This is a genomic window from Schleiferilactobacillus harbinensis DSM 16991 (genome assembly GCF_000425885.1).
Taxonomy (GTDB): Bacteria; Bacillota; Bacilli; order Lactobacillales; family Lactobacillaceae; genus Schleiferilactobacillus; species Schleiferilactobacillus harbinensis.
On sequence record NZ_AUEH01000011.1, the window covers coordinates 34,741 to 57,533 of the forward strand.

The 22,793-nt window shown below is 48.4% G+C and carries 28 protein-coding genes; 1 reads left to right on the forward strand and 27 read right to left on the reverse strand.

The window, feature by feature from the left end:
* Positions 1-46: 46 nt before the first annotated feature.
* From H627_RS0104850 to rpsU, 21 genes are all read right to left on the reverse strand, one after another.
* Positions 47-526 (reverse strand): phage terminase small subunit P27 family, encoded by a 480-nt coding sequence (locus H627_RS0104850; RefSeq protein WP_027828027.1) that lies wholly within the window; start codon positions 524-526, stop codon positions 47-49.
* Between the two features lie 433 nt (positions 527-959).
* A complete protein-coding gene (locus H627_RS0104855) occupies positions 960-1,397 on the reverse strand; it encodes a hypothetical protein (protein ID WP_027828028.1) in 438 nt (145 codons plus the stop codon).
* Between the two features lie 16 nt (positions 1,398-1,413).
* Positions 1,414-1,680 (reverse strand): hypothetical protein, encoded by a 267-nt coding sequence (locus tag H627_RS0104860; protein WP_027828029.1) that lies wholly within the window; start codon positions 1,678-1,680, stop codon positions 1,414-1,416.
* A gap of 1 nt (position 1,681) precedes the next feature.
* Complete coding sequence (locus H627_RS0104865; protein ID WP_027828030.1) at positions 1,682-2,224, reverse strand: HNH endonuclease; 543 nt, start codon at positions 2,222-2,224, stop codon at positions 1,682-1,684.
* A complete protein-coding gene (ssb, locus tag H627_RS17055) occupies positions 2,217-2,711 on the reverse strand; it encodes a single-stranded DNA-binding protein (RefSeq protein ID WP_081674684.1) in 495 nt (164 codons plus the stop codon). Before ssb ends, H627_RS0104865 begins: the two co-directional genes overlap by 8 nt.
* The gene (locus tag H627_RS0104875; protein ID WP_027828031.1) at positions 2,711-2,953 is read right to left on the reverse strand and encodes a hypothetical protein; all 243 of its coding nucleotides are present in this window, start codon (positions 2,951-2,953) and stop codon (positions 2,711-2,713) included. Before H627_RS0104875 ends, ssb begins: the two co-directional genes overlap by 1 nt.
* Positions 2,943-3,467 carry a hypothetical protein gene (locus tag H627_RS17060; protein WP_051225185.1) on the reverse strand — a complete coding sequence of 175 codons (525 nt, stop codon included), beginning with the start codon at positions 3,465-3,467 and terminating at the stop codon, positions 2,943-2,945. The genes H627_RS0104875 and H627_RS17060 overlap by 11 nt, the downstream gene beginning before the upstream one ends.
* A complete protein-coding gene (locus H627_RS0104885) occupies positions 3,467-3,676 on the reverse strand; it encodes a hypothetical protein (protein WP_027828032.1) in 210 nt (69 codons plus the stop codon). The genes H627_RS17060 and H627_RS0104885 overlap by 1 nt, the downstream gene beginning before the upstream one ends.
* A 3-nt stretch (positions 3,677-3,679) precedes the next feature.
* Positions 3,680-4,228 (reverse strand): HNH endonuclease, encoded by a 549-nt coding sequence (locus tag H627_RS19120; RefSeq protein WP_051225186.1) that lies wholly within the window; start codon positions 4,226-4,228, stop codon positions 3,680-3,682.
* Between the two features lie 1,204 nt (positions 4,229-5,432).
* Positions 5,433-7,826: a DNA primase family protein gene (locus H627_RS0104900; RefSeq protein WP_027828033.1), complete on the reverse strand. Its 2,394-nt coding sequence runs from the start codon at positions 7,824-7,826 to the stop codon at positions 5,433-5,435.
* Between the two features lie 167 nt (positions 7,827-7,993).
* Positions 7,994-8,221: a helix-turn-helix domain-containing protein gene (locus H627_RS0104905; RefSeq protein ID WP_027828034.1), complete on the reverse strand. Its 228-nt coding sequence runs from the start codon at positions 8,219-8,221 to the stop codon at positions 7,994-7,996.
* Between the two features lie 888 nt (positions 8,222-9,109).
* A complete protein-coding gene (locus tag H627_RS0104915) occupies positions 9,110-9,394 on the reverse strand; it encodes a type II toxin-antitoxin system HicB family antitoxin (protein ID WP_027828035.1) in 285 nt (94 codons plus the stop codon).
* Entirely contained in the window at positions 9,384-10,208 is an 825-nt protein-coding gene (gene recO / locus H627_RS0104920) for a DNA repair protein RecO (protein ID WP_027828036.1), read from the reverse strand. Before recO ends, H627_RS0104915 begins: the two co-directional genes overlap by 11 nt.
* A gap of 3 nt (positions 10,209-10,211) precedes the next feature.
* Positions 10,212-11,126 (reverse strand): GTPase Era, encoded by a 915-nt coding sequence (gene era / locus H627_RS0104925; protein ID WP_027828037.1) that lies wholly within the window; start codon positions 11,124-11,126, stop codon positions 10,212-10,214.
* Positions 11,116-11,523 (reverse strand): cytidine deaminase, encoded by a 408-nt coding sequence (gene cdd, locus H627_RS0104930; protein ID WP_027828038.1) that lies wholly within the window; start codon positions 11,521-11,523, stop codon positions 11,116-11,118. Before cdd ends, era begins: the two co-directional genes overlap by 11 nt.
* 12 nt (positions 11,524-11,535) lie before the next feature.
* Complete coding sequence (locus H627_RS0104935) at positions 11,536-11,928, reverse strand: diacylglycerol kinase family protein (protein WP_027828039.1); 393 nt, start codon at positions 11,926-11,928, stop codon at positions 11,536-11,538.
* Positions 11,912-12,388 carry an rRNA maturation RNase YbeY gene (gene ybeY / locus H627_RS0104940; RefSeq protein WP_027828040.1) on the reverse strand — a complete coding sequence of 159 codons (477 nt, stop codon included), beginning with the start codon at positions 12,386-12,388 and terminating at the stop codon, positions 11,912-11,914. The genes H627_RS0104935 and ybeY overlap by 17 nt, the downstream gene beginning before the upstream one ends.
* Complete coding sequence (locus tag H627_RS0104945) at positions 12,385-13,386, reverse strand: PhoH family protein (RefSeq protein ID WP_027828041.1); 1,002 nt, start codon at positions 13,384-13,386, stop codon at positions 12,385-12,387. Before H627_RS0104945 ends, ybeY begins: the two co-directional genes overlap by 4 nt.
* Positions 13,387-13,689: 303 nt before the next feature.
* The gene (locus tag H627_RS0104950; RefSeq protein ID WP_027828042.1) at positions 13,690-14,646 is read right to left on the reverse strand and encodes a dihydroorotate oxidase; all 957 of its coding nucleotides are present in this window, start codon (positions 14,644-14,646) and stop codon (positions 13,690-13,692) included.
* Positions 14,647-14,935: 289 nt separating this feature from the next.
* A complete protein-coding gene (locus tag H627_RS0104955) occupies positions 14,936-15,379 on the reverse strand; it encodes a GatB/YqeY domain-containing protein (RefSeq protein ID WP_027828043.1) in 444 nt (147 codons plus the stop codon).
* A 17-nt stretch (positions 15,380-15,396) separates the two neighbouring features.
* On the reverse strand, positions 15,397-15,573 hold the full coding sequence (gene rpsU / locus H627_RS0104960; RefSeq protein WP_022528361.1) for a 30S ribosomal protein S21: 177 nt from the start codon (positions 15,571-15,573) through the stop codon (positions 15,397-15,399).
* Positions 15,574-15,799: 226 nt separating this feature from the next.
* Here rpsU and H627_RS0104965 point away from each other — a divergent pair, with 226 nt between their 5' ends.
* A complete protein-coding gene (locus H627_RS0104965; RefSeq protein WP_027828044.1) occupies positions 15,800-16,639 on the forward strand; it encodes a pyruvate, water dikinase regulatory protein in 840 nt (279 codons plus the stop codon).
* Between the two features lie 50 nt (positions 16,640-16,689).
* Here the strand turns inward: H627_RS0104965 and H627_RS0104970 are convergent, their stop codons facing one another.
* The 6 genes from H627_RS0104970 to hisS form a co-directional block, all read right to left on the reverse strand.
* On the reverse strand, positions 16,690-17,607 hold the full coding sequence (locus H627_RS0104970) for a deoxyribonuclease IV (RefSeq protein ID WP_035439993.1): 918 nt from the start codon (positions 17,605-17,607) through the stop codon (positions 16,690-16,692).
* Positions 17,608-17,615: 8 nt separating this feature from the next.
* Positions 17,616-18,494 (reverse strand): YitT family protein, encoded by an 879-nt coding sequence (locus H627_RS0104975; protein WP_027828046.1) that lies wholly within the window; start codon positions 18,492-18,494, stop codon positions 17,616-17,618.
* Between the two features lie 106 nt (positions 18,495-18,600).
* The gene (gene msrA / locus H627_RS0104980; RefSeq protein WP_051225187.1) at positions 18,601-19,125 is read right to left on the reverse strand and encodes a peptide-methionine (S)-S-oxide reductase MsrA; all 525 of its coding nucleotides are present in this window, start codon (positions 19,123-19,125) and stop codon (positions 18,601-18,603) included.
* 5 nt (positions 19,126-19,130) lie between these two features.
* The gene (gene msrB / locus H627_RS0104985) at positions 19,131-19,571 is read right to left on the reverse strand and encodes a peptide-methionine (R)-S-oxide reductase MsrB (protein WP_027828048.1); all 441 of its coding nucleotides are present in this window, start codon (positions 19,569-19,571) and stop codon (positions 19,131-19,133) included.
* Between the two features lie 77 nt (positions 19,572-19,648).
* Positions 19,649-21,418: an aspartate--tRNA ligase gene (gene aspS, locus H627_RS0104990; RefSeq protein ID WP_027828049.1), complete on the reverse strand. Its 1,770-nt coding sequence runs from the start codon at positions 21,416-21,418 to the stop codon at positions 19,649-19,651.
* Between the two features lies 1 nt (position 21,419).
* On the reverse strand, positions 21,420-22,715 hold the full coding sequence (hisS, locus tag H627_RS0104995) for a histidine--tRNA ligase (protein ID WP_027828050.1): 1,296 nt from the start codon (positions 22,713-22,715) through the stop codon (positions 21,420-21,422).
* Positions 22,716-22,793: the final 78 nt, after the last annotated feature.

Consider the following 22,793-nt stretch of genomic DNA (forward strand, 5'->3'; position numbering starts at 1 on the left):
TTATCAACTGTCATGTCTGGAGACGTTAAATCAAATTGCTTAACACTCAGAATTGATCATCTCCCTTCTTCACCAATTCGGCTGCTATGTCATCAGTGTTACCATCGTCGTCATTTGTCTCGACATTCATCAAACTTGCTCTTGCCGCTGGGCTTAATCCTAATGATTCAGCCAATGACTTGACCTTTGCCGTTGCGCTATCTAAAACTTGACACGCTGGATTCTTCCGACCTGATTCCAACACCACGCCATTGTCTTGAATGGCTTCGTAAGCTAGTCTCTCAACGCTGACTTGTTCACACAGTGCGGTCATTATGTTCTTATCGATTTGCTTAACAAGATGCTGAGCATTCAATTGAGGAACAAGCGTTTCCCATGTTGACCTAGCCACGCCTGATAGGTGTTTTGGTGCTCGTTCTTGTAACTTGTTCAGATTCTTTGTTTTGTCTATCAGTTCTTCGGTTCTGCGACGCTGGTCAGCCCTATCACTGTCATTGGTTGTTATTTTTATCTTTCTGCCAACCATTTGCGACCCCTCCTTTCTCTAAAATGACCAAAAATGTTGATTTTAGGCCATTCCTTCGTCCATTTTTGCTTGTGATTTTGTATCTTTTGCTACGCTTTAACACACCACGAATGCCTTAACCACGCTGTTTCTGTGGCGGCTATACATGTGAAAAAAAGTTTTAATTTTTGCATATTTTTTGGGCGAGACCCATTTTGTTATGTGAGGTCCCCCCTTACACTTACGGGGGCGGGGTGTTCAGCGTTCTGCGTGTTATTTATTTTGTTATTTTATTTTGTGCAGTAATTATCAAGCGTGAACGTTAAACATGCTCGTGCTGTGCATCATTCGCTATTTGTGCCTACACTATATATACGTGCAGTGTGCACCGTTTTTGTAGCCATAAAAAAAAGAGCCAGCTGGTGTGCTGACCCCATAGATACTACCTAGTCCGTTACTCCAAGCTGGCTAAATCGTCTTGAGAAAAGTAATGTGCTTTGTTAATCACCTCCACATCCTTACACATCTGGTCAATGGACGATACAATGTCGACTTGGATAACGTCATTGTCTTGGTCAATAGTAACGTACCAGCCACGGCTCTCTAGTTCGTCGTAAAAATGTCTAGCTATTTCGTGACAGGAAAAGTATAGAACCAATGGGTCGACCATGCCTTCGTACTCCATACCTTGAATGGCAAGGTTCAACTTTTCGTTTATCTGTTCTGCCAGACGTTGATACAGTCCTGCTCGGTTCACCTTCCAAGCATACTCAGCAGTTTCAATCTCATTATCTTCGTTGCTTTCATACGTCATGCCTTGTGCCGACATTCTTACAACTCCTCCATCGAACTCTGCGTTTTCAATCTCTTCGTTTTCGTTTTCGTTTTCCATGTCTTTTACCTCCATGTTATAATGCCGCCAGCTCATTTGAAAAGGTGACTAACCAGAACAGTGTCTCCATGATGCTCAATCCCAATGAAATAATTGCCCATGTTTTATCCCTTGAGCTTATTGACTTAGCAATTCCAATGCCGCCGAACACAATGCCAATGGTTGATAAGATACAGAATGGATTAATCCAAAATCCCATTGCCGCCATCACTATTGCTGTTATTGTGAATCCGTTTAACTTCTTGCTGTTGTTGACTAATACTTCATTCTGTTTGTCTGTCATGTTATTTTACCTCTTTCTTTTCACGCAGTACCTTCGTCCACCATGCTCGGTCAAGGTGAGCCAAGATGATGTCTCCGTTCTGTTCCTTGCTAATTATCTGCTCTAGCTTTGTCTTGCGATAGTGGCACTTGTAACACAAGGTCCAAAGGTTGCTACTGTCTAATGCTTCTTGAGCTGAACACAAGCGACGTGGAATGATATGGTCAATAATCTTACGGTCCTGAACCACATTGCCACATGATTGACACGTCGCCATGTCTCTAGAATAAACATAGTCACGGACTGACTGCCATTGCTTGCTGTGATAAAACTCAACTGCTTCTGGGTCTCGTTCTGTTTGGTCATACTGCTTGGCCTTTTGTGCTTTTAACATTTGCCCTAGCTTTGACTTGCGATACTCATTCTTCTTTCTTTGCCATTCGTCATCGTGCTGTTCTTTGTGTGCTGGACAATGTCTTTCATTGACTGGTATGATGACATGGCACAATGGTTCGCCGCACTCATGCCATATGTTTTGACTTCTGTTTCTTCGTCTGCTAGTCAAATGGAATGCCTGCTTTCACTAACTGACTGTCAAGGTCGTCAAGTTGCTTGTTTATGACTGGCTGAGGTGTTGGCGTTGTCTGCTGATGGTGATACTGATTATACAAATCTTGTTGTGGATTATGAGATGCTGAATGCGTTGAATCACTCACTGTCTGCTGGCTTAATTTTGGCTGACCACCATCATGACTGCCACTATTCAGCAAGTAAAAATGTGACACAACCACACTCCAGCCATATCTTTTCTCTCCGTTTTGGTCAACATATTCACTCGTTTTTATCTGCCCATCAATCCCAACCTGTTGACCTTTTTGAACCATTTTTGAAAAGTTTTCAGCTTGATGACCAAAGAGTGAAAGTGGAATAAAGTCTGCTTCAATTCCGTCTTTAGACTTATAAATCCGATGCACAGCTATCAGTGAGCTGACCACACCATTACCTGCTTTAACATCTGTTGCAATACGTCCAATAAGCTCTACATTGTTCATTAATTATCTTCCTCCATCATTAAATCCCGGTTTTCGTACAACTTGTTTAGAAATTTATTCTGGTCATCGTGTGGTGCATCGTAGAAATCGTCCAAAAGTAGGTATAGACAATTCACACGAGCGTCTATAGCGACATAACGGCAATAGCTTCGATGAATGTTAATGAACTCCTGCATGTCAATAGTTGGTGTCTGGGTCCATTCATCAAAATCTTGCAATGCTTTTCTTTCTTCATCTTTCATCTGTATCTGCGTCCTTTCGATGTGTCGTTAAGTAAAGTGTCATCTTGTGCAGTTTTGTTGAAAATTGTCTGTTGCTCTGTCCAAACCTTGCCATCGTCTCTCGCTTTCCGTAACGCAATACTGATTCCACCCACTCTTGTGACATATGATTATGCAGGATTGAATTGGCTCGCTCAATTGCCCCATTTAGTTCTGCTTCACTATGTGTATCTGGTGGAATGGTAAGCCCCAACATTTCTACTTTGTCTTTTTCAACCCTTTCGTCATGCCATGTCCTACGCTCTACGTCCTTGCGAGCAAAGGTGATTCGCCATTGAAGCTCTGGCAGTTCTCGAACAACTGCATCTTCAACATCTTCGTCTGCCCATGATTTAAGACGGTGGTCTAGCAATTCAACGATTAAATCTTGACTAGCATCTTCAAGTGGCTCGTGAAGGTGACAGGCCAGTGTTTGTGCCTGCTTGCCGAATGTGGGCGTGGTCAAAATATCTCTAATTGTGTCCTCTGCCAGCATTACTCTTCACGCTTCTTGATAACTGCGTCAATGATAGCAATGACTAAGTCGATGACGAAATATACAGCTAGGTAAATCAGAACGAAAAGGCTAAAGTGATAAATAGCCACCCATGAAGCGGTTAGAAGGCCTGTGCACTTCATCGCCAAGGCCAAAAGCACCGAATAAATCAAAACGTCGCCGAAACCGATTCTATTTTCTTTCTCCATGTTTTAATTTTCCTCCTGTGCAAATTCAAAGTAGTAAGGCTTATCCAATGACAACTGATGATTGGCACTGCCACGAACTGACGAAAAGCTGAGATGATTATCTCTGGCGGCTGCTGAAATTGAATGATAAGAGCAAATGACATGACCGTCTTGCAATTTCAACACTTGATGCTGAGGTCTGAAAGCAGTCCGTCTCGCCAGATTGTCTCGATGACTAAGCCATTGCAAGTTGTCGACGCTGTTATTTAACTTATTGGCATCGATGTGGTCAACGTCTGATAAATGCTGTGGATTAGGAATCCATGCCGTGGCCACGATGCGCTGAACTGTAACTGTTGTGCTCTTTCCGTTATTCATTACCGAGCAAATTTCATAGCCAGCATTATTGACATAGGGCTTAACTTCAAACATCCCGCCTCGCTTGGTCAGTCTGTAGATATGGCCTTCGCAGTCTGCCCATAAATTCTTATAGGCACTACGCTTAATCGTGAAACTGTATTCCTCGTCTGTATCAAATACTACTTTTGATTCTTTTTCTTCCAGTTCAATCATGAATTATATCCCTTTCTTTTTTTCTTTACATGTATAATGTAACGAATGTGATGATGAGTGAAGGTCATGTCATGTGGCGATTGTTTATTTCTACTCCTCACCTTTTCTTCTTTACATGTATAATGTAATGAATGTGATGATGAATGAAGGTCAATAACATGCCAAGTGATAATGATGCTTATTCCTTTGCCCTTCTATTACTAATGTAGCTAAAGTGATAAAAATTGATGGTCATGCAAGCACGAGGACCCTAAGCTAAACTTAGCCAGCTGTGTGTTGTGGCATAATTCCGAGAATCCTGACGAACGATTTCAAAAATGAAATTCACGTCAGCATGTGTGTGATGCAAAAAAAATACCGCCGTATCATAATCCTATGAATCGCCTTTCTGACGGGCTTTTAGACGTGCCACGGCGAATCATGGGTTAGCCAGCTGGAATGTGTCTGGTTGTGTGTCATGAGTGGTATAATTGCAAAATGGATAAAGCATGTGTGGTGTGCTGGTTTTACACACATACAGGTGAATCAATGGTATACAAAATATGGCCCATCACTTGACCATCTTTCTGGCTCAAATTAGCAGGGTGACGGCGAATCATGCGTTAGCCTCATTTTTGATTATTGCGAGAGGGACAAAAAAGTCTTACTCATGGCGTAAAAAAGCAGACGTACCACGAAGGTAGCTCAGCAACCTGCCAGACTGAGACTTAATGCATGAGGGTTGGTTTGTTCCATTTTCTGTTCCATTTTTTGTTCCATTTTTTGACTTTGTCTAAAATCGCTGAACACTTACTCTGCCAAGCGATGCAGCTGATTTTGGACAGTAGTTGTTCCATTTCTATAAAAAAATGGAACAAGCGCCGACTTACTCTGCCAAGCGATGCAGCTGATTTGTTCCAAAAATCCACTTTTTTTAGAAATTACTTTCTATAAAAAACACACCTCTAAACTTTTTCAGCAACTAAGTTGAAAAAAAATGGAAAAATGGAACAAAATGGCCGTACTCATTGTGGCTGTAGGAATAGCGCTGTTCCAAAAATTTAAAAAAATGGAACAAAGTTTGGTAACAAAACGGCTGTACTCCTTGTGGCTGTAGGGCTTAGGCCACTTTTTTAGCCAATAAAAATTGGAACAAAAATTGGAACAAAAAATGGAACAAAAAAAAGACGACCCATTTCTGGATCGCCTTGCTGTGGCTTAAATGTTACTGTTGCTTAGCTTTTACCAGGCACCAAACTGCTTTTCCGATATATTCTCTGATGTTTATGTCGAATTGGTTACCCTCTACGAACGAATCTTCAGTAACTCGTGTCTTTTTTTTAGCCCAGCCAAACTCATTCATTCGCTTGGAAAATTGGGGCTTGCTTAGCGGGCGACGAAAACCACTGTCCATGCAGAACTGTTCAAACTGCTGGTAAGCCCACCGCACTGGAAGCGTAGTCGATTTGAACTCATTTTCGTCCATAAAGTTAGCGATTTGGTCATTGCCTTTTTCAAAATCCTTGAGTAATGACTGGCTAATCTTTGGCTGAACGAACTTGTCTAGCTTACCAGTCAGCATCAGTGAATATTTCAACAGCCATTCTCTTACATCTGACCGATGAATGTAGTCTGTCTTAATTTCCTCATTGGCTTCGTTCAGATTAAACTGAGCCATAAAGGGTACAATTAGCATTCTTCGATTGGTACCACCAGTTTGGTTATTAAACTTTGGCATTTCGTTTGTTGATTGAACAATGGTGCCTGAAAATGTAAAATTTACCGGCTGTTTGTTTTTGATGTCGGCACGCAGTGTATCACCTGTCACCGCTGAATTGAACGCACTCTGGTCTTCAATGAATTTTCCTGCCTGCACATCGTCGCCAATCACAAGGGCACGTCCCATTAGCTCATTCAATGCAAAGCGTTCGCTGAACTGGTCTATTTTCAAATGGGCTGTATTTTCGTTTCCCACAATGGCTTCCACCAACGCTTCAAAAGTTGACTTGCCGTTTGAACCATTTACTTTAGCATTTTCTGGGTTACCAACCAGCCACACTGCTTGACGCCGAGAGTAGCTACTCTGGCAAGCGTCACCAATCACCTGAAGGAGAACAGTCAGCACTTCTTTATCGCCATTTGCAAGCGTTTTAAGCCATTCTAACGGCTTCCATTCACCATTCTTTGTCTTGATAACTGGCTCTGTTACTGTTGAATTATAGGCTGTTGCAATCTTCGCCACGAAATGGAATTTAGGGCTGAAGTTGGTCAGTTTTTGCTGTTTCAAATCAAAAACACCGTTTTGGCATGCCACCAGCATTTTATCATGGGCTGGCTTGCCATCTCGAACTCGGTCATCATCACTCAGAATGCTGTAAATGTCGTTTATCTGCTTTTGTGTAGCCGCTGGCTGAATCTTATGCGCAAGGTTACTAAATAATGTCTCTGATGCTGAATAAATGCCTTTGCTTGGGTCATACATAAAGATTGGCGAGTTGACTAGGCTACGGTCCATCCACATCGGTACGTCAGCCAGTAAAATGTCTGCGACATCCGAAATATCTAGACTGGCAACCTTTTTTGTCTTTGGGTCCGTGGCTTCCAATTCTTGTTGCTTTTCATCTTTTCTTTGTTTTGCGTCTCTCACGAGGGCTAGTGAGATTGATTGAGATGTGTATGACTTGTCTTCACTTGCTTTTTCATAGACGGGAACAAGGGTTTTGAATAAGACTTTGAACGGCACAGAATTTGCAGAATAGGTTGTCTTTAGATGTTCTTCCATTTTGACTTGGTTGTTTGCTTTCCAGTCATTGTTGTTTCCAGCCAACACGTCCATTGCATCTTCCATTGCACCCTCGCTGATGTCTCCATGCTGATAGTAAGAGATAAGCTGAATCATGAGCTGGCTGAATGTCTTTTCATCACTAAGTTGATTTTCAGCCACCCACTCAGTCAACAGCTCATGAACATATTCATCGTTATATTTTGCTGAGTTTCCAAAATGATAAATGGCCTCAATCTTCGCTGTTTTGGTTGCCTGTTTATCATCTGGCTTATAATTCTTGATTGCTTCGTCCACGTCCAACTTTTGTCCATCATGAATGACAATCTTGCCTTTGTTCTGTTCAGTCTCGATTGGTGCACTAAACATCTGGGCCCAAGTCGTCATAGCCTCATCTGATTGAATGCCCAACAACTGATTAACCATTCCGATGACTGCTGTTTTTTCAGTCTTATCCTTCAGTGGGCGAGACGGGTCAATCGCCAAATGGTATCTAGGTCCTTTGAAGCCATAACTGATGCTGGGCCATAAAATGTAGCTAATGCTGTCGAGTGTGGTAGAAATTTTTGAAATGAATGCTGATTCGTCAGTAATCTCATCAAAATCAATCAGAATCAAGCTGGAATCGTGGTAAGTATTATTTGAGCGTTTGCCACCATCTAGTGTTCCTGCCACGATGTACTTCAACTGCCCTGCCTTGAAATTGCTAACAGTGTTTTCGTCCACGCTTGCTTGTTGTGGATGCTGAGCCATTTCTTTCAATTGATTAAAGTCTGTTTCTACTGATGGTACTGCGGTCATTACTGAATTTTTGAATCCATTCTGTTGATAAATCATGTTATAAATTCCTTTTTTGGTTGCCAGAAGGAATGAAACATGCTATCCTGTAATTGTCAATAACTAGGATAGTTTCCTCTGGACTATACATTCGCTGATTCCTGTGTCAGCGGCTGGATAATGTCCAGCCCATTTCCATCATCATTAGTCATGGCCTGAATCCATGGCTATTTTTGTGCTGTTTTTTCAAACATTTCATCAACTGTGCAATTAACGGCTCTTGAAATCTTTGCTGCAGTTAAAGTCGAGACTGGTAAAACCCCAAGATGTGTTAATACTGAATATCCCAGACCAGCTTTTTTTGCTAGTTCACGGCGTGTTTGAATGCCTGCCATAATCATGGCCACGTCCAGCTGGTCATTGTCTTTTATCCAGCGATTTTTTGCTTTTCGCATTATTGCATCTTCTTTCTTTGCTTTTCATTGCCTTCCCTCTCCAAAACACAAGCCGAATTTTTCCACATCCGGCTCATGACAGGAAGGAATAATAATGATATATCAACAAGAGGGTTTGGAGTTCCCTCCATTATATATACGCAAGGACGGCACCGTTTTTTATCTATTACTTTACCTTACATCTAATACTATAGCTCTTGTGCTAAAAAATGAAGGTCTGTCAATACATTCATTAATTATTCAGACGCTATAGCCCTTGTGAGAGTAGGCGTCTAGCCATCGCAAAAATAATTAAAAAGATAGGACTAAAGTCGTAGAAAAGATGGTACTAAAGTAGTAGCTATTTTTCAGTCAAGTCTTGTCATCCTGTGAACAGCTAATCAAATTGCACGAAATCTGCACAATTTTAGCCGCATCTTTGACATGCCTTCCCATTCCCACTGTCTTAAAAAAACTGTGTCGGATGCATAAAAATAGCCTCACCCACAATCAAATGGATGAAGCTGGCATTGCCTGCTGGCTGTTATTTTATTTGATCAAAATTCACGTTGTTTCATGTTGTCCAGCGGCTGAAAACGTGGTCTGAAAACGCCAATGAAAATGGCTTAAAACGCCTCATTTTCAGCCTTAAAAACGCTGGTATTGTTGACTTTTTGCTTTTGAAAACGGTGGCTGCTTAAAATGAACCGCGGTTCCACCCTACTTCACAGGACTGCGCCCTGTGCGCTTCGTTTGTTCTTCGCTCCCGGGTGCCGTGCGCTGGTCGTGGGCGGCTTGCACTCTCCCGCTCTCGCTGACTTGACCGCGCTTTACCCGTTCCTCACGAATGATTCATAGACATCATACGCTAAAAGACGGCGGGAGACAAGATGGTTTCTGAAAGTGATCTTAAACGGCGGCATGGGTCTGGCGATAGGCGGTCAAATCAACAGTAATCAGTACGGCAAAAGACTTGGCGGGAATCGCTAATTGATTCAACGGGGTTGATGCCGGCAGTGCTGTTTCGTCTAGAAGCATTGTGCCAATAAGGTCTTTACCCATTTCGATTGCTTCTTCAATAGAATCGCCCTGAGTCCAAGAACCGCCATTGATGTCGGGAATTTCGACAGAATAGCCGCCCTCTGTTTCAGGATGGAGAATGATTGGATATCCAACTTTCTGGTTAATCGTCATGATCGTCACTCCTCTGGTCGTTTGGCGCTGCATTTCGGGGCGGTAACGGTTTGAAATCCTCGTTCCACTGCCCCAGCGAATCAATAAACCGTTTAGACCGGGGATACGCCCCCACCGTGTCGCTATAAATTCGGTCAATGATGGTACGCAGTTCTGCCTTCGTGGTATTGTTCACCTTGATCGATTGGATCTGCCCAATATTCACCACCGAAAAGCGGCGCATGTAGTAAATGGTCTTCGCACTGGCATGGAACCGATGGGGATCCTGGGCCCAATGCCGGCTGCAAATCAATCCGCCGGCACTTTCTGAATAATCCATGGGCCGGTCGTCTCGCCCGCAAATTGCACAGACGCGCAGCTGCGGCGCGACCCCGAAGGCGGGCAGGAGCTGAATCTCGACGATATTCGCCAGAATACCAGCATCCAAACCGCGGTCTAAACCGAGCAGGACGTTTTTGCCGATATCGTACCATTTCGGGATGGCCTGCCCTTCCGGAAACGCCATGCGGATCAGATCAAAAATATAAGTGGCATAGGCATTAATGACGATATCCGCCATTGGTTGGCGAAAAAGGTGCGTTCCCTTGGCTGTCCGCAACTGGGACAGCCCCTGGGCGCGCACCACGCCAACGTAATCGCCCAGCGTAAAGGGTAAAGTCACCCCGGCCAGTTTCGCCTTAGGGCGCTTCAATCCGCGCGCGATAAACGTCTTGAACCCATATTGCTGGGTTAAAAAGCGGACTAGGGCATCATGTTCGCGATAGTCCTGGCGGGAGACCACGATGCCGGTGAAATCAACGGCTGCTTCAGCCATCAACTAGTCCAGTCGTTTGATGTTGTAACCAGACTGGTTGAGAAACTTCGGGTCATCCCGCCAGTTGCGCTGTACCTTGACCCACAGCTTCAAATTGATTTTTTCGCCCAACAGGCCTTCAATTTCCCGCCGGCCATTGATTCCAATCTGTTTCAACATCTTACCACCGGCGCCGATGACGATCCCCTTCTGGGAATCCCGCTCCACATAGATCGTGGCGTGGACTTGCAGTTTGCCCTCGATCCGGGTATTCATCGAGTCCACCAACACAGCGACCGCATGGGGAATCTCCTGCCGTGTCAGATGCAGCACTTGCTCTCGAATCAATTCGGCAACGACGAAATACTCGGGATGATCAGTGATCTGATCTTCTGGATAGTATTGCGGACCCGGTTTCAGATGGCTTTCTAACCCCGCAAGCATATCGGCTACGTTGTTTCCTTGGGTCGCCGAAATCGGATAGACTTCAGCAAAGTGCAGTGTATCCGTGTAATTGGCAACGATCTCCGGCAGCGTGTCGGGGTGGACCAGATCAATTTTGTTGACCAGCAAATACACCGGTGTCTTAGTCTTCTCCAACAAATCCATGATGTACCGATCGCCAGGACCGATTTTGTCGTCTGCGGCCACCATGAAGAGGATGGCATCCACTTCAGAAAACGTTGATTCTGCGGCGGCATCCATATAATCGTCCAGTTTGTTCTTGGGCTTGTGGATCCCGGGAGTATCGACGAAAACAATTTGAGCCTGATCCGTCGTGTAGATTCCCTGAATCTTATTGCGGGTCGTCTGGGCCTTATCGGACATGATCGCCACTTTTTCACCCACCAACCGGTTCATCAGCGTGGATTTACCCACGTTGGGCCGGCCGACAATGGCGACAAACCCGGATACAAATTGCTTTTCTTTATTGTCCATCAGACATCTGCTCTCCCTTAAAGGCATACGGTAAAAGTTCAGCGACGGTGGTATGCTGCACCGCGCCGTGCAAGTTGGTCAAAATAACGGGCATGTCCGGCGCACAAAACTCCGCCAGCACCTGACGGCACGCACCGCAAGGTGAGACCGGGTCCGCAGTGTCAGCAATCACCGTTAAATTGGCAAAGTCCCGCTCACCGGCACTGATCGCCTTGAACATCGCCGTGCGTTCGGCACAATTGGTCAGGCTGAAACTGGAATTCTCAATGTTGCAACCAGTATAGATCTGGCCGGTCTGGGTCAGGAGCGCTGCGCCCACTGCAAAGTGGGAATACGGGACATAGGCTTGTTCCCGGGCGATCTGCGCCGCCTTGATCAATTCTTTTTCTGAAACCATCAATTCTCCTCCTCAGCGGAAATACGCCCACACCAGCGGGATAAAGACCAAGGCCCCCACAAGCACGGCAAAAAATGCCGTCAGCAATACAATGCCGGCGGATAAATCTTTGATCTTCTTGGCCTGAGGCGAATAAGCCCCTTTGGTCACAAAGTCCACCATATCTTCCATTAGCGTATTGCCCAATTCGGCAAAAATCACTAACCAAATCGCAGCCAGCAGCCAGAGCCAATCATTCCAGCGGGCACGCAAAATAGCCGCCGCGCCGATCACGACAATGGCAGCTACTGCGTCTCGGCGCAGATTGCGTTCCTCGTGCAGCGCCACCCGGACACCCGCCCAGGCATGGCGCAGGGCTTGCAAGAAGGTATGGTTTTTATCAGTTTGCTTAGCGGGTGAGGCCATAGGCTTCTAGAATCCTCTCTTGCAGCGGGATCATCACTGCTTCGTCCGCCTTCTTGATATGGTCATAGCCATTTAAGTGCAAGAAGCCGTGAACAGTAGTATATCCGAGCTCTCGGGCAAACGAATGACCATACCGCTCCGCTTGTTCCTGGGCAATGGCCGGTGAGATGAACAAGTCCCCGATGTTGCGGGGCAGATCAGCTAACGCCTCGAGCGGTTCGCCAAACTCGCTATCGTCGTCGCCGTCTTCGATCGCAAAACTGATCACGTCAGTGGCCCGATCCACGTTACGGTATTGATTATTGATTTCCCGAATGCGCTCCTTCGTCACGAAGGTGATGGACATCTCGGTATCTTCTTTAAGGTGCAGCTGCTTCCCGGCAAATTCCACCAAGTCTTTGACCATGGCTAAGGAATCTGAGTCTAACAGGTGATCGTCGTCATATACGTCTAAATTCACTGCTTAGGTTCTCCGTTCTCTTGAGGATGTTGGGGCATTTCATAGGCGGCATAGGCATCAATGATCCGGGCGACTACCGGGTGCCGCACCACGTCCGCACTATTGAAGTGGACAAAGCCGATATGGGGAATATCATGGAGAATTTTTTCCGCTGACATCAGCCCACTGGCACTGTTTGAAGGCAAGTCGATCTGGGTGATATCGCCGTCCACGACCATCTTCGAATCGAATCCTAGCCGCGTCAACAGCATCTTCATCTGCGCCCGCGTTGCGTTTTGGGCTTCATCCATAATGATAAAAGCTTGGTCTAAAGTCCGGCCGCGCATATAAGCCAGCGGCGCAATTTCGATCACGCCGCGATCGATCATCCGGTTCGTTTGATCAGTGCCCATGATTTGATACAGAGCATCATAAATCGGCCGCAAATAGGGATCGACTTTTTCCTTCAAATCGCCGGGTAAAAAGCCCAGCGACTCCCCGGCTTCGACTGCTGGCCGAGTGAGAATCAGGCGTTCCACATCGCCGCTCTTTAGCGCCGCCACCGCCAAGGCAACGGCCAGATATGTTTTCCCGGTACCGGCGGGGCCGATGCCGAAGGTGATGTCATTGTGGCGGATCGTTTGCACATATTGCCGCTGGCCAAAGGTCTTAACGCGAATGTTACGGCCCTTAGCGTCACGGATAATCGTTTCCTTGTAAAGATCAGTGAAATACTCCAGCGTTCCCCGCTCGGCCATCTTAATGGCACTCATGACATCGGTGGATCCGATCCGGATGCCGGATCCGATAACGTCAGTGAGGGCATTTAATACCTGTTCGGTTAAGTGCACATCGTCCGGTTCGCCGGTGATATGGATCTCCACATCCCGAGCGGTAATGGACACATTGAGTCCTTCGGCCAAGAGTTGTAAGTATTCATCATTGACGCCCATCAAAGTGACAGCCATGGCCGGATCGCTGAGATGGTAGGTTTCTTCAATACGCGTGGCTTCTGCCAAATTCTCACTACTTTCTGGGTTAGTTAGTCTAATTGTATTTTAGCACAGATGGCAAGAGAGGGCGGAGCCGACCGGTTAGCAGCGTAGGCATAAGACAAGCCGGGCGTAAAACCCGGTTTTAGGTTTTGCGTCCGGCTTGTCTTATGCCCTAGCTGCTGGTCGGCGGAGCCCGTTTACGCGGAAGCAGCCTTGTTCGTTCCAGCACTGCCGTGCCAAAGCTGCGCAATCTCCGGTGGATGGGAGATCAGCCATGGCACTAGTTTCTGTGTGACATGTAAATCCTGCTTATCACGACCAAATTTCTTAGTGCACCGCCACTTCCCGCGCTTCCGGCACCTGCAATTTCCCGCGGAAATCGCTCAGCCGCTTGTATCCTTTGGCATCCATGATGGCGGTCAGTTCCTCCGTTAAGCGGGCAAACACTTTCGGTCCTTCCTTGCCCAGCTGGGTTGCAACGCCGACCATGTCGGCCCCGCACAGGATCAGTTCGAAAACATCCCGGCCGGTTTCGACACCGCCGGTACCGATAATGTTAATTTCGGGCTTCAGGAGCTGGCGCAGGACGCGGACGTTAGCTAAGGCCATCGGCTTGATGTAGCCGCCGCCGATGCCGCCCAGTCCGCCCTTAGGCGCAATCGCGGCGGTTTCGTCTTGAATCACCAGACCATTACCAACGCTGTTGATAGTGTTGACGAAGGTCAGCGGAAATTGATTCAGCACATCAGCAATCTGCTGGAAGTGCACCAGATCGAAATACGGCGGTAATTTCACGCCCAGCGGACCATGATAAATGCCGGTCACTTGGGTCAAGATCCGTTCTACCGCGGCAAAGTCATAGGCAATCTGCGGTTTGCCCACGACGTTGGGGCAAGACAAGTTTAATTCCACTAACCCGCTGAAATTGCTTGCGGCGATCTTTGTAAAGATCTTGCCGAAATCGTCGGGGCTGGTACCGGTCGTTGACAGGAAATACGGCTTTTCCGGATTAGCCTGATGGAATTCTTCAACAACCTGCAAGTAGTAGTCCAACCCTTTGTTGGGCAAGCCCATGGAATTGATCGAGCCCAGGTCGGTCGCCGCCATGCGAGGCTTGGGGTTCCCTGCCCGGGGGGCCAAAGTGGCCGTTTTAGTCACAAAAGTAGCGGCTGCTGAGGTATCGACCGCGGACAATTCCTTCCGGTCGTAACACCAAACACCCGCTCCGTTCATGATTGTATTGTTAAAATGAAAGCCGCCGATCGTTGTGGTCAACTCTGCCATTGTGTATTCCTCCATAGATCGGGGGGCATAAGCATAACGCTGTCTGCGAAATCCCCAGGAGGGTACTCCGTTGTCAGCAAAATGGATGCTCACTGTCACCCGTTATTTTGTCGCTTGTTGGTATTCTGCCACAAGCCGTCAAAAAACGCAATAAAAGAACCAGATCATCAAAAATGACCTGGCTCGTTTTTTTCGCGGAGATTTGCGTTATTCAAAGCCAGCGGAAAATCCGCCGTCCATTTGGTTGGTTACTGTTGGAGCAGACGTCAGGTCGACAGAACGGCCGGAGCTAGCCCAGCAATTCCTTGACCATGGCGTTCACTTTCGCCCCATCGGCCTTACCTTTGACCTTGGGCATGAGCGCCTTCATCACTTTGCCGAAATCAGACTTGCCCGAGGCGCCCACTTCAGTGATCGTTTCTTGAACGGTCTGCTTAATCTGGGCGTCATCCATCTGCGCGGGCAGATATTTCTCGACGATGGCGATCTCGGCTTTAACCCCGGTGACCAAATCGTCTCGATGGGCTTTTTCAAAGTCCTCAAGCGACTCCTTACGTTGTTTCAGTTCTCGGTTAACGACCCCGAGTTCCTCTTGAGCAGTCAGGTCGCGACCGACCTTGATCTGTTCATTTTGCAAAGCAGCTTTGATCATACGAACGACGCTCAGCGTGGTTTTATCCTTAGCCTTCATCGCCGTAATCATGTCGGCATTTAGCGAATCTAACAAGCTCATTTTTGCGCTCCAATCAATTAGAACTTCTTACGCTTTCTCGCTTCCTCGGATTTTAACTTCCGTTTCACACTCGGTTTTTCGTAGAACTCGCGTTTCCGGTATTCACGTAAAGTACCGCTCTTAGATACGGAACGCTTGAACCGCCGCAGTGCATCATCGAGAGATTCGTTTTTGCGAACGACTGTCTTTGCCATTTGACATCCCTCCCTCCGCGATGAGTGTAACTGTCGCCAGATGTACATGTGACAAACAATTCCTTTTCATTATACAGAACATTATTTTAGAGCGCAATTAATCTTGGCATATTTGTGGAAAAGATTCTGACTCGTGATTTTTCGGCCGCCCAGATTTGCTCACTGTTTCCCGGTGCGACGGGAATTATGGTATCATAGAGAAAAATGAGAGAAGCGGAGCATCGATATGACCGAAGCAAAAAAGCTCAACCTGTATGTCCTGTCTGATTCTGTTGGGGAAACCGCCTTCAAACTCGCCCAGGCCGTGATGGCCCAGTTCCCCCACGTGGAGACGACGTACATCCGGTATCCGTTTATGCACACGGAGAAACAAATTGACGAAGTTGTAAAGAAAGCCAGCCAAGACGGCGGTATTGTGATCCACACGCTGGTGACTAAGGGCTTGGCTAAGCAAGTGCATCAAGCCTGCCTGATCCACCACGTGGTGGATTTCGATCTGCTTAGTTCGTTGATTGATGAAATCACCAAAACCACCGGCGAAGAACCGACCCACGAAGCTGGTGCTATTCACCATTTGAATGAAAAGTACTTCGATCGGATTTCAGCGATGGAATTCGCCGTGCTGTATGACGATGGCAAGGATCCCAAGGGGTTCTTGGAGGCCGACGTTGTTCTTCTCGGCCCGTCACGGACCTCCAAGACGCCGCTGTCCCTGTTCCTGGCCGGTAAAAACTTGAAGGTGGCCAACCTGCCGCTGGTGCCCCAGGCCCACATCCCTGAGGAACTGTGGAAGGTCGATCGAAAGAAAATCATTGGGCTGACCAACGATGTCGAAGTCTTGAACAATATTCGCCGGGAGCGCATGATTGCCTATGGCTTGAATCCAGACACAACATATTCCAATGTGGACGAAATCAAGAATGAATTGAAATTCGCTCAAGATCTGTACACCAAGCTGGATTGCATGGTGATCAACGTTGCCCACAAGTCAATTGAAGAAACTGCCGCACTGATTCTGGAACACCTGGGGTTGGATGATTACCAACCCAATTTAACCAAGAAATAACTGATTGGTCGATAGAAAAGACGAGCCCCGTGGCGGGACTCGTCTTTTTGCTACGCTTCTGGTAATTTTCCTTCGTGTTCCTGAATCTTCTCAAGTAAATCCGGGTCAAATTGACCGCTGCGCAGCATCTGAATCTCGAAAGCGTACGGTGGGAATTGGTGTTTCTTATCCGGACCGACAAAGGGCGTCTCCATGATCTTCGGCACGTCCTTTAACTGCGGGTGGGCATAGACGTAATGGAGCGCATCGAAGCCAATCGTCCCGAAGCCGATGTTCGCATGGCGGTCCTTATGGCTGCCTTGGGGATTCTTTGAATCGTTCAGATGAATCATCTGCAGCTTATCCAGGCCAATAATGTGGTCGAACTGGTTCAGCACCCCATCAAAATCGTGGGCGATATCGTATCCGGCATCGCTGGTGTGGCAGGTATCGAAGGTGACACTGACCTTGTCATTGTTTTGAATACCGGCGATGATGTCGGCCAGTTGGTCAAAGGTAATGCCGACTTCGGTGCCCTTCCCCGCCATCGTTTCAATGGCAATGTGGGCATGCTGAGTCGGACTGATCACTTCGTTCAAGCCTTTAATGATCTGCTTAATGGCATTTTCCGGTGTGTCCTTCAAATGGGCGCCGGGATGGAGCGCGATTTGGGTCGCCCCCAAGGCATCGGCTCGGGCCACTTCCTCTCTGAGAAACTGGACCCCAAACGTATAATTTTCCGGTTTCGCCGTATTTCCCAAATTCACGATGTAGGGCGCGTGCACCACGACATCGTCAATGCCGTGACTGGCCAGCAGCGTCTGGGCTTGGGCAATCTCAAATTCATCGATCGGTTTGCGCCGCGTATTTTGCGGCGCACCGGTGAACACCATTAACGCGTCGGCGTGATAGTCGAGTGCCGTTTGGACGGACCCGGCAAACATGGTTTTACCCTTCAGGGGCACATGGGCCCCAAGATGATCATGCAACAAACAACTCACTCCCTCTTTGGTTCATAGTAATGGCCCAGAATACGGACAGTCGGCGTCACTGACACGAAGGCGTGGGCGTCGCTTTCGTGCATCACGTCCGTGAGATCACGCAGTTCGTATTGCGAAATGACAGTGAGCAGCACCGTCTTTTCTTCATGGCGATAGGCGCCCTCGGCATCATGCATGATCGTGATCCCCCGCCGCATCTGTTCCTGGATGCCGGCAATCACGGTGCGGGGATGGTTCGTCACGATAATGACCTGTAACCGCTGATCCTGAGTATAGATCATATCGATCACCCGGCCGTTGATAAAAATTCCCAGGGCACTGTATAGCGCGTGGGGCCAGCTGTAGATAAAGCCGGACAGCAAAACGATCAAGGCGTTAAACGCGATATTGATCGAGCCAACGGATTTGCCGGTCTTTTTCCGCAGCACGATGCCTAAAATGTCCAATCCACCTGTAGAAATACCGCTGCGCAGCGCAAAGCCAGTCCCAGCGCCATTGAATAATGCCCCAAAAATAGCACATAAAATCGGGTCCACGGTGAGTTTCCGAATGGGTGAAAAATGCAGTAACAATGATGACAGCACAACAGCCAGAATGGTGAACCAGGTAAAATGATGACCGATTTTGCGCCAGGCCAGAATAAATAAGGGCAGGTTCAAAGCCACGAGCCAAAACGGGGTACCCAGGAAGGTGATCCCCATCCGGGCCAAGACCGTACTCATCAGCTGAGCAAACCCGGTCACACCGGAGGCGTAAATCCCTCCGGGTTCCCAGAAGAAGTTCAACGCCATGGAGACCGCCACGGCGTACAACAGGGCGGCGGATACCCGCGTGAAGTTCCGGTACCGCCGGCTTACTTTTTCGATACTATCCATTGATTCTTTCTCGTCCCTTTTCCGTGGTGCGATTAGTGACACTATTGTAACATATTGGACAAGAAAAACAGGACCGGCATATGCCGGTCCTGCAAGGGATCAACGGTTATCCGCGGTCCCAATATTTTTTCTGGTAGGCTGCTCGGCCGCCGGCTTCTTCCATGGCGTACCGCTCCGGATTTTTCTTATAGAAATCCTGATGGTACCCTTCAGCCGGATAAAACGGTTGCGCATCTTCGATCTTAGTCACGATCGGTTTAGAAAACTTGCCGCTCGCTGCCAAAGCCTTTTTCGATGCCTCTGCGACCGCCCGCTGGGCCGGCGAATTAACGAAAATCACCGGCCGGTAGTTGTCGCCCCGGTCCTGGAATTGGCCCATGGCATCGGTGGGATCGGCCACCTGCCAATAAATATCGACCAATTGCTGATAACTCAGCACTGCGGGATCGAAAGTGATCTCGACCGCCTCAGTGTGGCCAGTGGTGCCGGAAGAGACCTGGGCGTAAGTGGGATTAGCCACGTGCCCGCCGGTGTAACCGGACACCACGGACCGCACCCCAGGATATTGATCAAACGGCTGGACCATGCACCAAAAACAGCCGCCAGCAAAAATTGCAGTTTCTTCTGCCATGTGCACTATCCCTTCTTTTCAAACAACGGGGCATACTGCCCGTATCCGGCCTTGGTTAAATCGGTCGCGGGAATGAAGCGCAGCGCCGCTGAGTTAATGCAGTAGCGCAACCCGCCCTGATCTTGGGGCCCGTCGGTGAAGACGTGGCCCAAGTGCGAGCCGGCATTCTGGCTGCGGACTTCGGTGCGGGTCATTCCGTGACTGGTATCCATATGAGTGTGTAATTTCTCGATGGGCTTGGAAAAAGACGGCCAGCCGCAACCAGCGTCGTATTTATCCAGCGAAGAGAAAAGCGGCTCGCCGCTGACCACATCCACATAAATCCCCGGCTCGTAGAAATCATCGTACTGACCGGAAAACGGCCGTTCAGTGGCCGCATGCTGGGTCACTTCATAGGCCAAGGGTGACAGTTTTGCCTTTAAATCCTGCTCTTTTGACTCTGCCATGGAATCCCACCTCTCTGATGCTGATTATACGCATTTTCGGGGTGGTTGTCATTAATTTTGTGCAATTAATTTGTTCCCTACTTACGATATTTGGCTTCGACCTCAACGCCCAGCTCATCCAGTTGTTCGGCGGTGACTGGCTGCGGCGCACTGGTCATCGGGTCGGTGGCCTTGGAGTTCTTCGGGAAGGCGATGACGTCCCGAATGTTGTCCCGGTGCGACAGCAGCATGGCGAAGCGATCCAGGCCAATGGCTAAGCCGCCCATAGGCGGGAACCCGTATTGCATGGCATCCAGCAGGAAGCCGAATTGGGCATAGGCCCGTTCCTTAGTGAAGCCCAAGGCTTTGAGCATCTTCCATTGAATATCTTCGTTGTGGATACGGATGGAACCGCCGCCTAATTCGTATCCGTTCAGGACGATATCGTAACTTTGAGCGTGAGCCTTATACGGATCGGTATCCAGCAAGTGGATATCTTCTTCGTTGGGCATCGTGAACGGGTGGTGGGCCGGTACCCAGCGCTTGGCCCCTTCGTCGTATTCAAACAATGGCCAATCAACGACCCACAGGAAGGCGTATTCGTCTTCCGGAATCATATCCATTTCCTTGGCAAAATGCGTCCGCAGATAGCCTAAAGAATCAGCGACGACTTTCCGACTAGCCGCCACAAACAGGATCAGGTCGCCGTCGTGGGCCTCCAGCCGCTTGGTCAATTCAGCAGTTTGGTCGCCTAAAAACTTCGCGACGGGACCAGTGAAGCCGTCTGCGGTCACTTTAACCCAAGCTAAGCCCTTAGCGCCAAAGCGCTTGATATATTCCTGTTGTTCGTCAATATGCTTCCGGGAATACTTGGCCGCTGCCCCTGGGACGCAGATCGCCTTAACCTGGCCGCCATCAGCAACGGCACCGGAAAAGACCTTGAAGGGGGAGTCCTTGAACAGGTCAGACAGATCCGTTAATTCCATGCCGAAGCGAACATCCGGCTTGTCGGAACCGAACCGATCCTGGGCATCTTGCCAAGTGATTCGGCGGAACGGCAATTTAACGTCGATCCCCTTTTCATCGTGCATGACTTGGGCAATGACACCTTCGGTAATATCCTGGATCTGTTTTTGATCTAAGAAGCTGGTTTCAATATCGATCTGAGTGAATTCCGGCTGCCGATCACCCCGCAAGTCTTCATCCCGGAAACAGCGGGCCAGCTGATAATACTTATCGAAGCCTGCACCCATCAGCAATTGTTTGAACAGTTGCGGGGACTGGGGCAGTGCGTAGAAACTGCCCGGATAGACCCGGGAGGGCACGATATAGTCCCGAGCCCCTTCTGGCGTGGACTTGGTCAAATCCGGGGTTTCCATTTCAATAAAGTCGTGGTCGTCCAAATAATGGTGGACGGACTTCACGATTTGGGCCCGGGTGCGCAAACCGCGCTGCATTTCCGGCCGGCGCAGATCCAAATAACGGTACTTCAGTTTGGTATCTTCCGTGGCGTCAACGCCGTCAACGATGTCAAATGGCGGTGTCTTTGACTTGTTCAAAATCTCAGCTTCCGTGATCTCCACTTCCACTTTACCCGTACGCATCTTGTTGTTCACCGCTTGGGCATCCCGGGCGACGACCTTGCCGTGGACCCGAATGACATACTCGGAGCGCATTTGTTCAGCAAGGGCTAACGCGTCCGGGCCGAACTCTTGACTAAAGACCAGTTGCAAAATCCCTTCCCGGTCCCGCAAATCCACAAAGACCAAGTTACCCAAGTCCCGGCGCTTGGCCACCCAACCGGCCAAGTCGACTTCCTGGCCGATATACTGTTCATCGATCAATCCTGCATAATTCGTACGTTTCATCCTATTTTCCCTCTTCCACTAACTGCTGATAAATCTTGTGAAACTCTGTGGTGACTTCCGCAAACGGCACTTGAATCTGTTGACCAGTGGCCATCTGTTTAATGCTGGCGGCACTGTGAGCCAGTTCATCTTCCCCAAGGGTGATGACCAGCTGCGCATTCTCCCGATTGGCCGTCTTGAATTGGCTCTTGGCTTTCCGATTCAAGAAATCCATATCTACGGTGTAGCCCGCTTCCCGAATCGCATGGGCTAAGACCAAGGCCTCAGCACCGGCCGGTTCAGATAAAGATGCAATATACACGTTCAAAGGCGCCGCTTCTTCCGCCGGCCGGTTGTGCTGAACCAGCAGCATCAGCCGTTCCGTCCCTAGCCCGAAGCCGACTCCCGGCAAAGCCGGCCCGCCGACCTGTTCGACCAGGCCGTCATAGCGGCCGCCGGCCAAAACAGTCAGTTCTTTGTTGCCAAACGCGGGGGATGTTGTCATAATTTCAAAAATCGTATGGTTATAATAATCCAACCCGCGGACCATCGTGGGATCCACAACATACGCAATACCCAACTTATCCAAAGATTCTTTGACTACAGAAAAATGGGCTTGGGCCGCCGGAGTCAGATAGTCCAGAATAGAGGGGGCATCGGCCACCAATGGCTTATCCTGAGGATCCTTGCTGTCCAGGATGCGCAACGGATTCTTGGCCAGTCGAATCTGGGAATCTTCACTGAGTTCAGCTTTGTGCGGCGTGAAATAATCGACTAAAGCCTGATGATAGGCCTGACGGGTTTCCGGATCGCCCAGAGTGTTGATGGCTAGTCGCAGATCATGGACACCAACGCTATGCAGCAAATCGACCCCTAGCTGGATCGTTTCCGCATCCAGCAAAGGCGAATCGCTGCCAAAGGCTTCAACGCCAATCTGATGGAACTCCCGCTGCCGGCCGGATTGGGGCCGTTCATACCGGAACATTGGGCCCATGTAGTAGACCCGGTACGGTTTTGGAAATTCTGGGCCATAAAGTTTGTTCTCTACGTAAGCCCGGACAACACCGGCGGTGCCTTCCGGCCGCAACGCCATGTGACGCCCGCCTTTATCATTGAAATCGTACATTTCCTTCGTGACAATATCACTGGTGTCGCCTGAAGAACGAGCGTACAGATCATAACTTTCAAATAATGGCACACGAATCTCACCGTAGCGGTAACGCCGGAATACTTCCCGGCTCTTCGCTTCGACTTCATCCCAGAGTTGTGCTTCCTGGGGCAGAATATCTGCGGTGCCTTTCGGCTTTTGGTACTTCACGCCAATCTTCCTTTCTAAAAGCACACAAAGCGCCCTCGTCTAAGACAAGGGCGCTTTGTGCGCGGTACCACCTTTTTT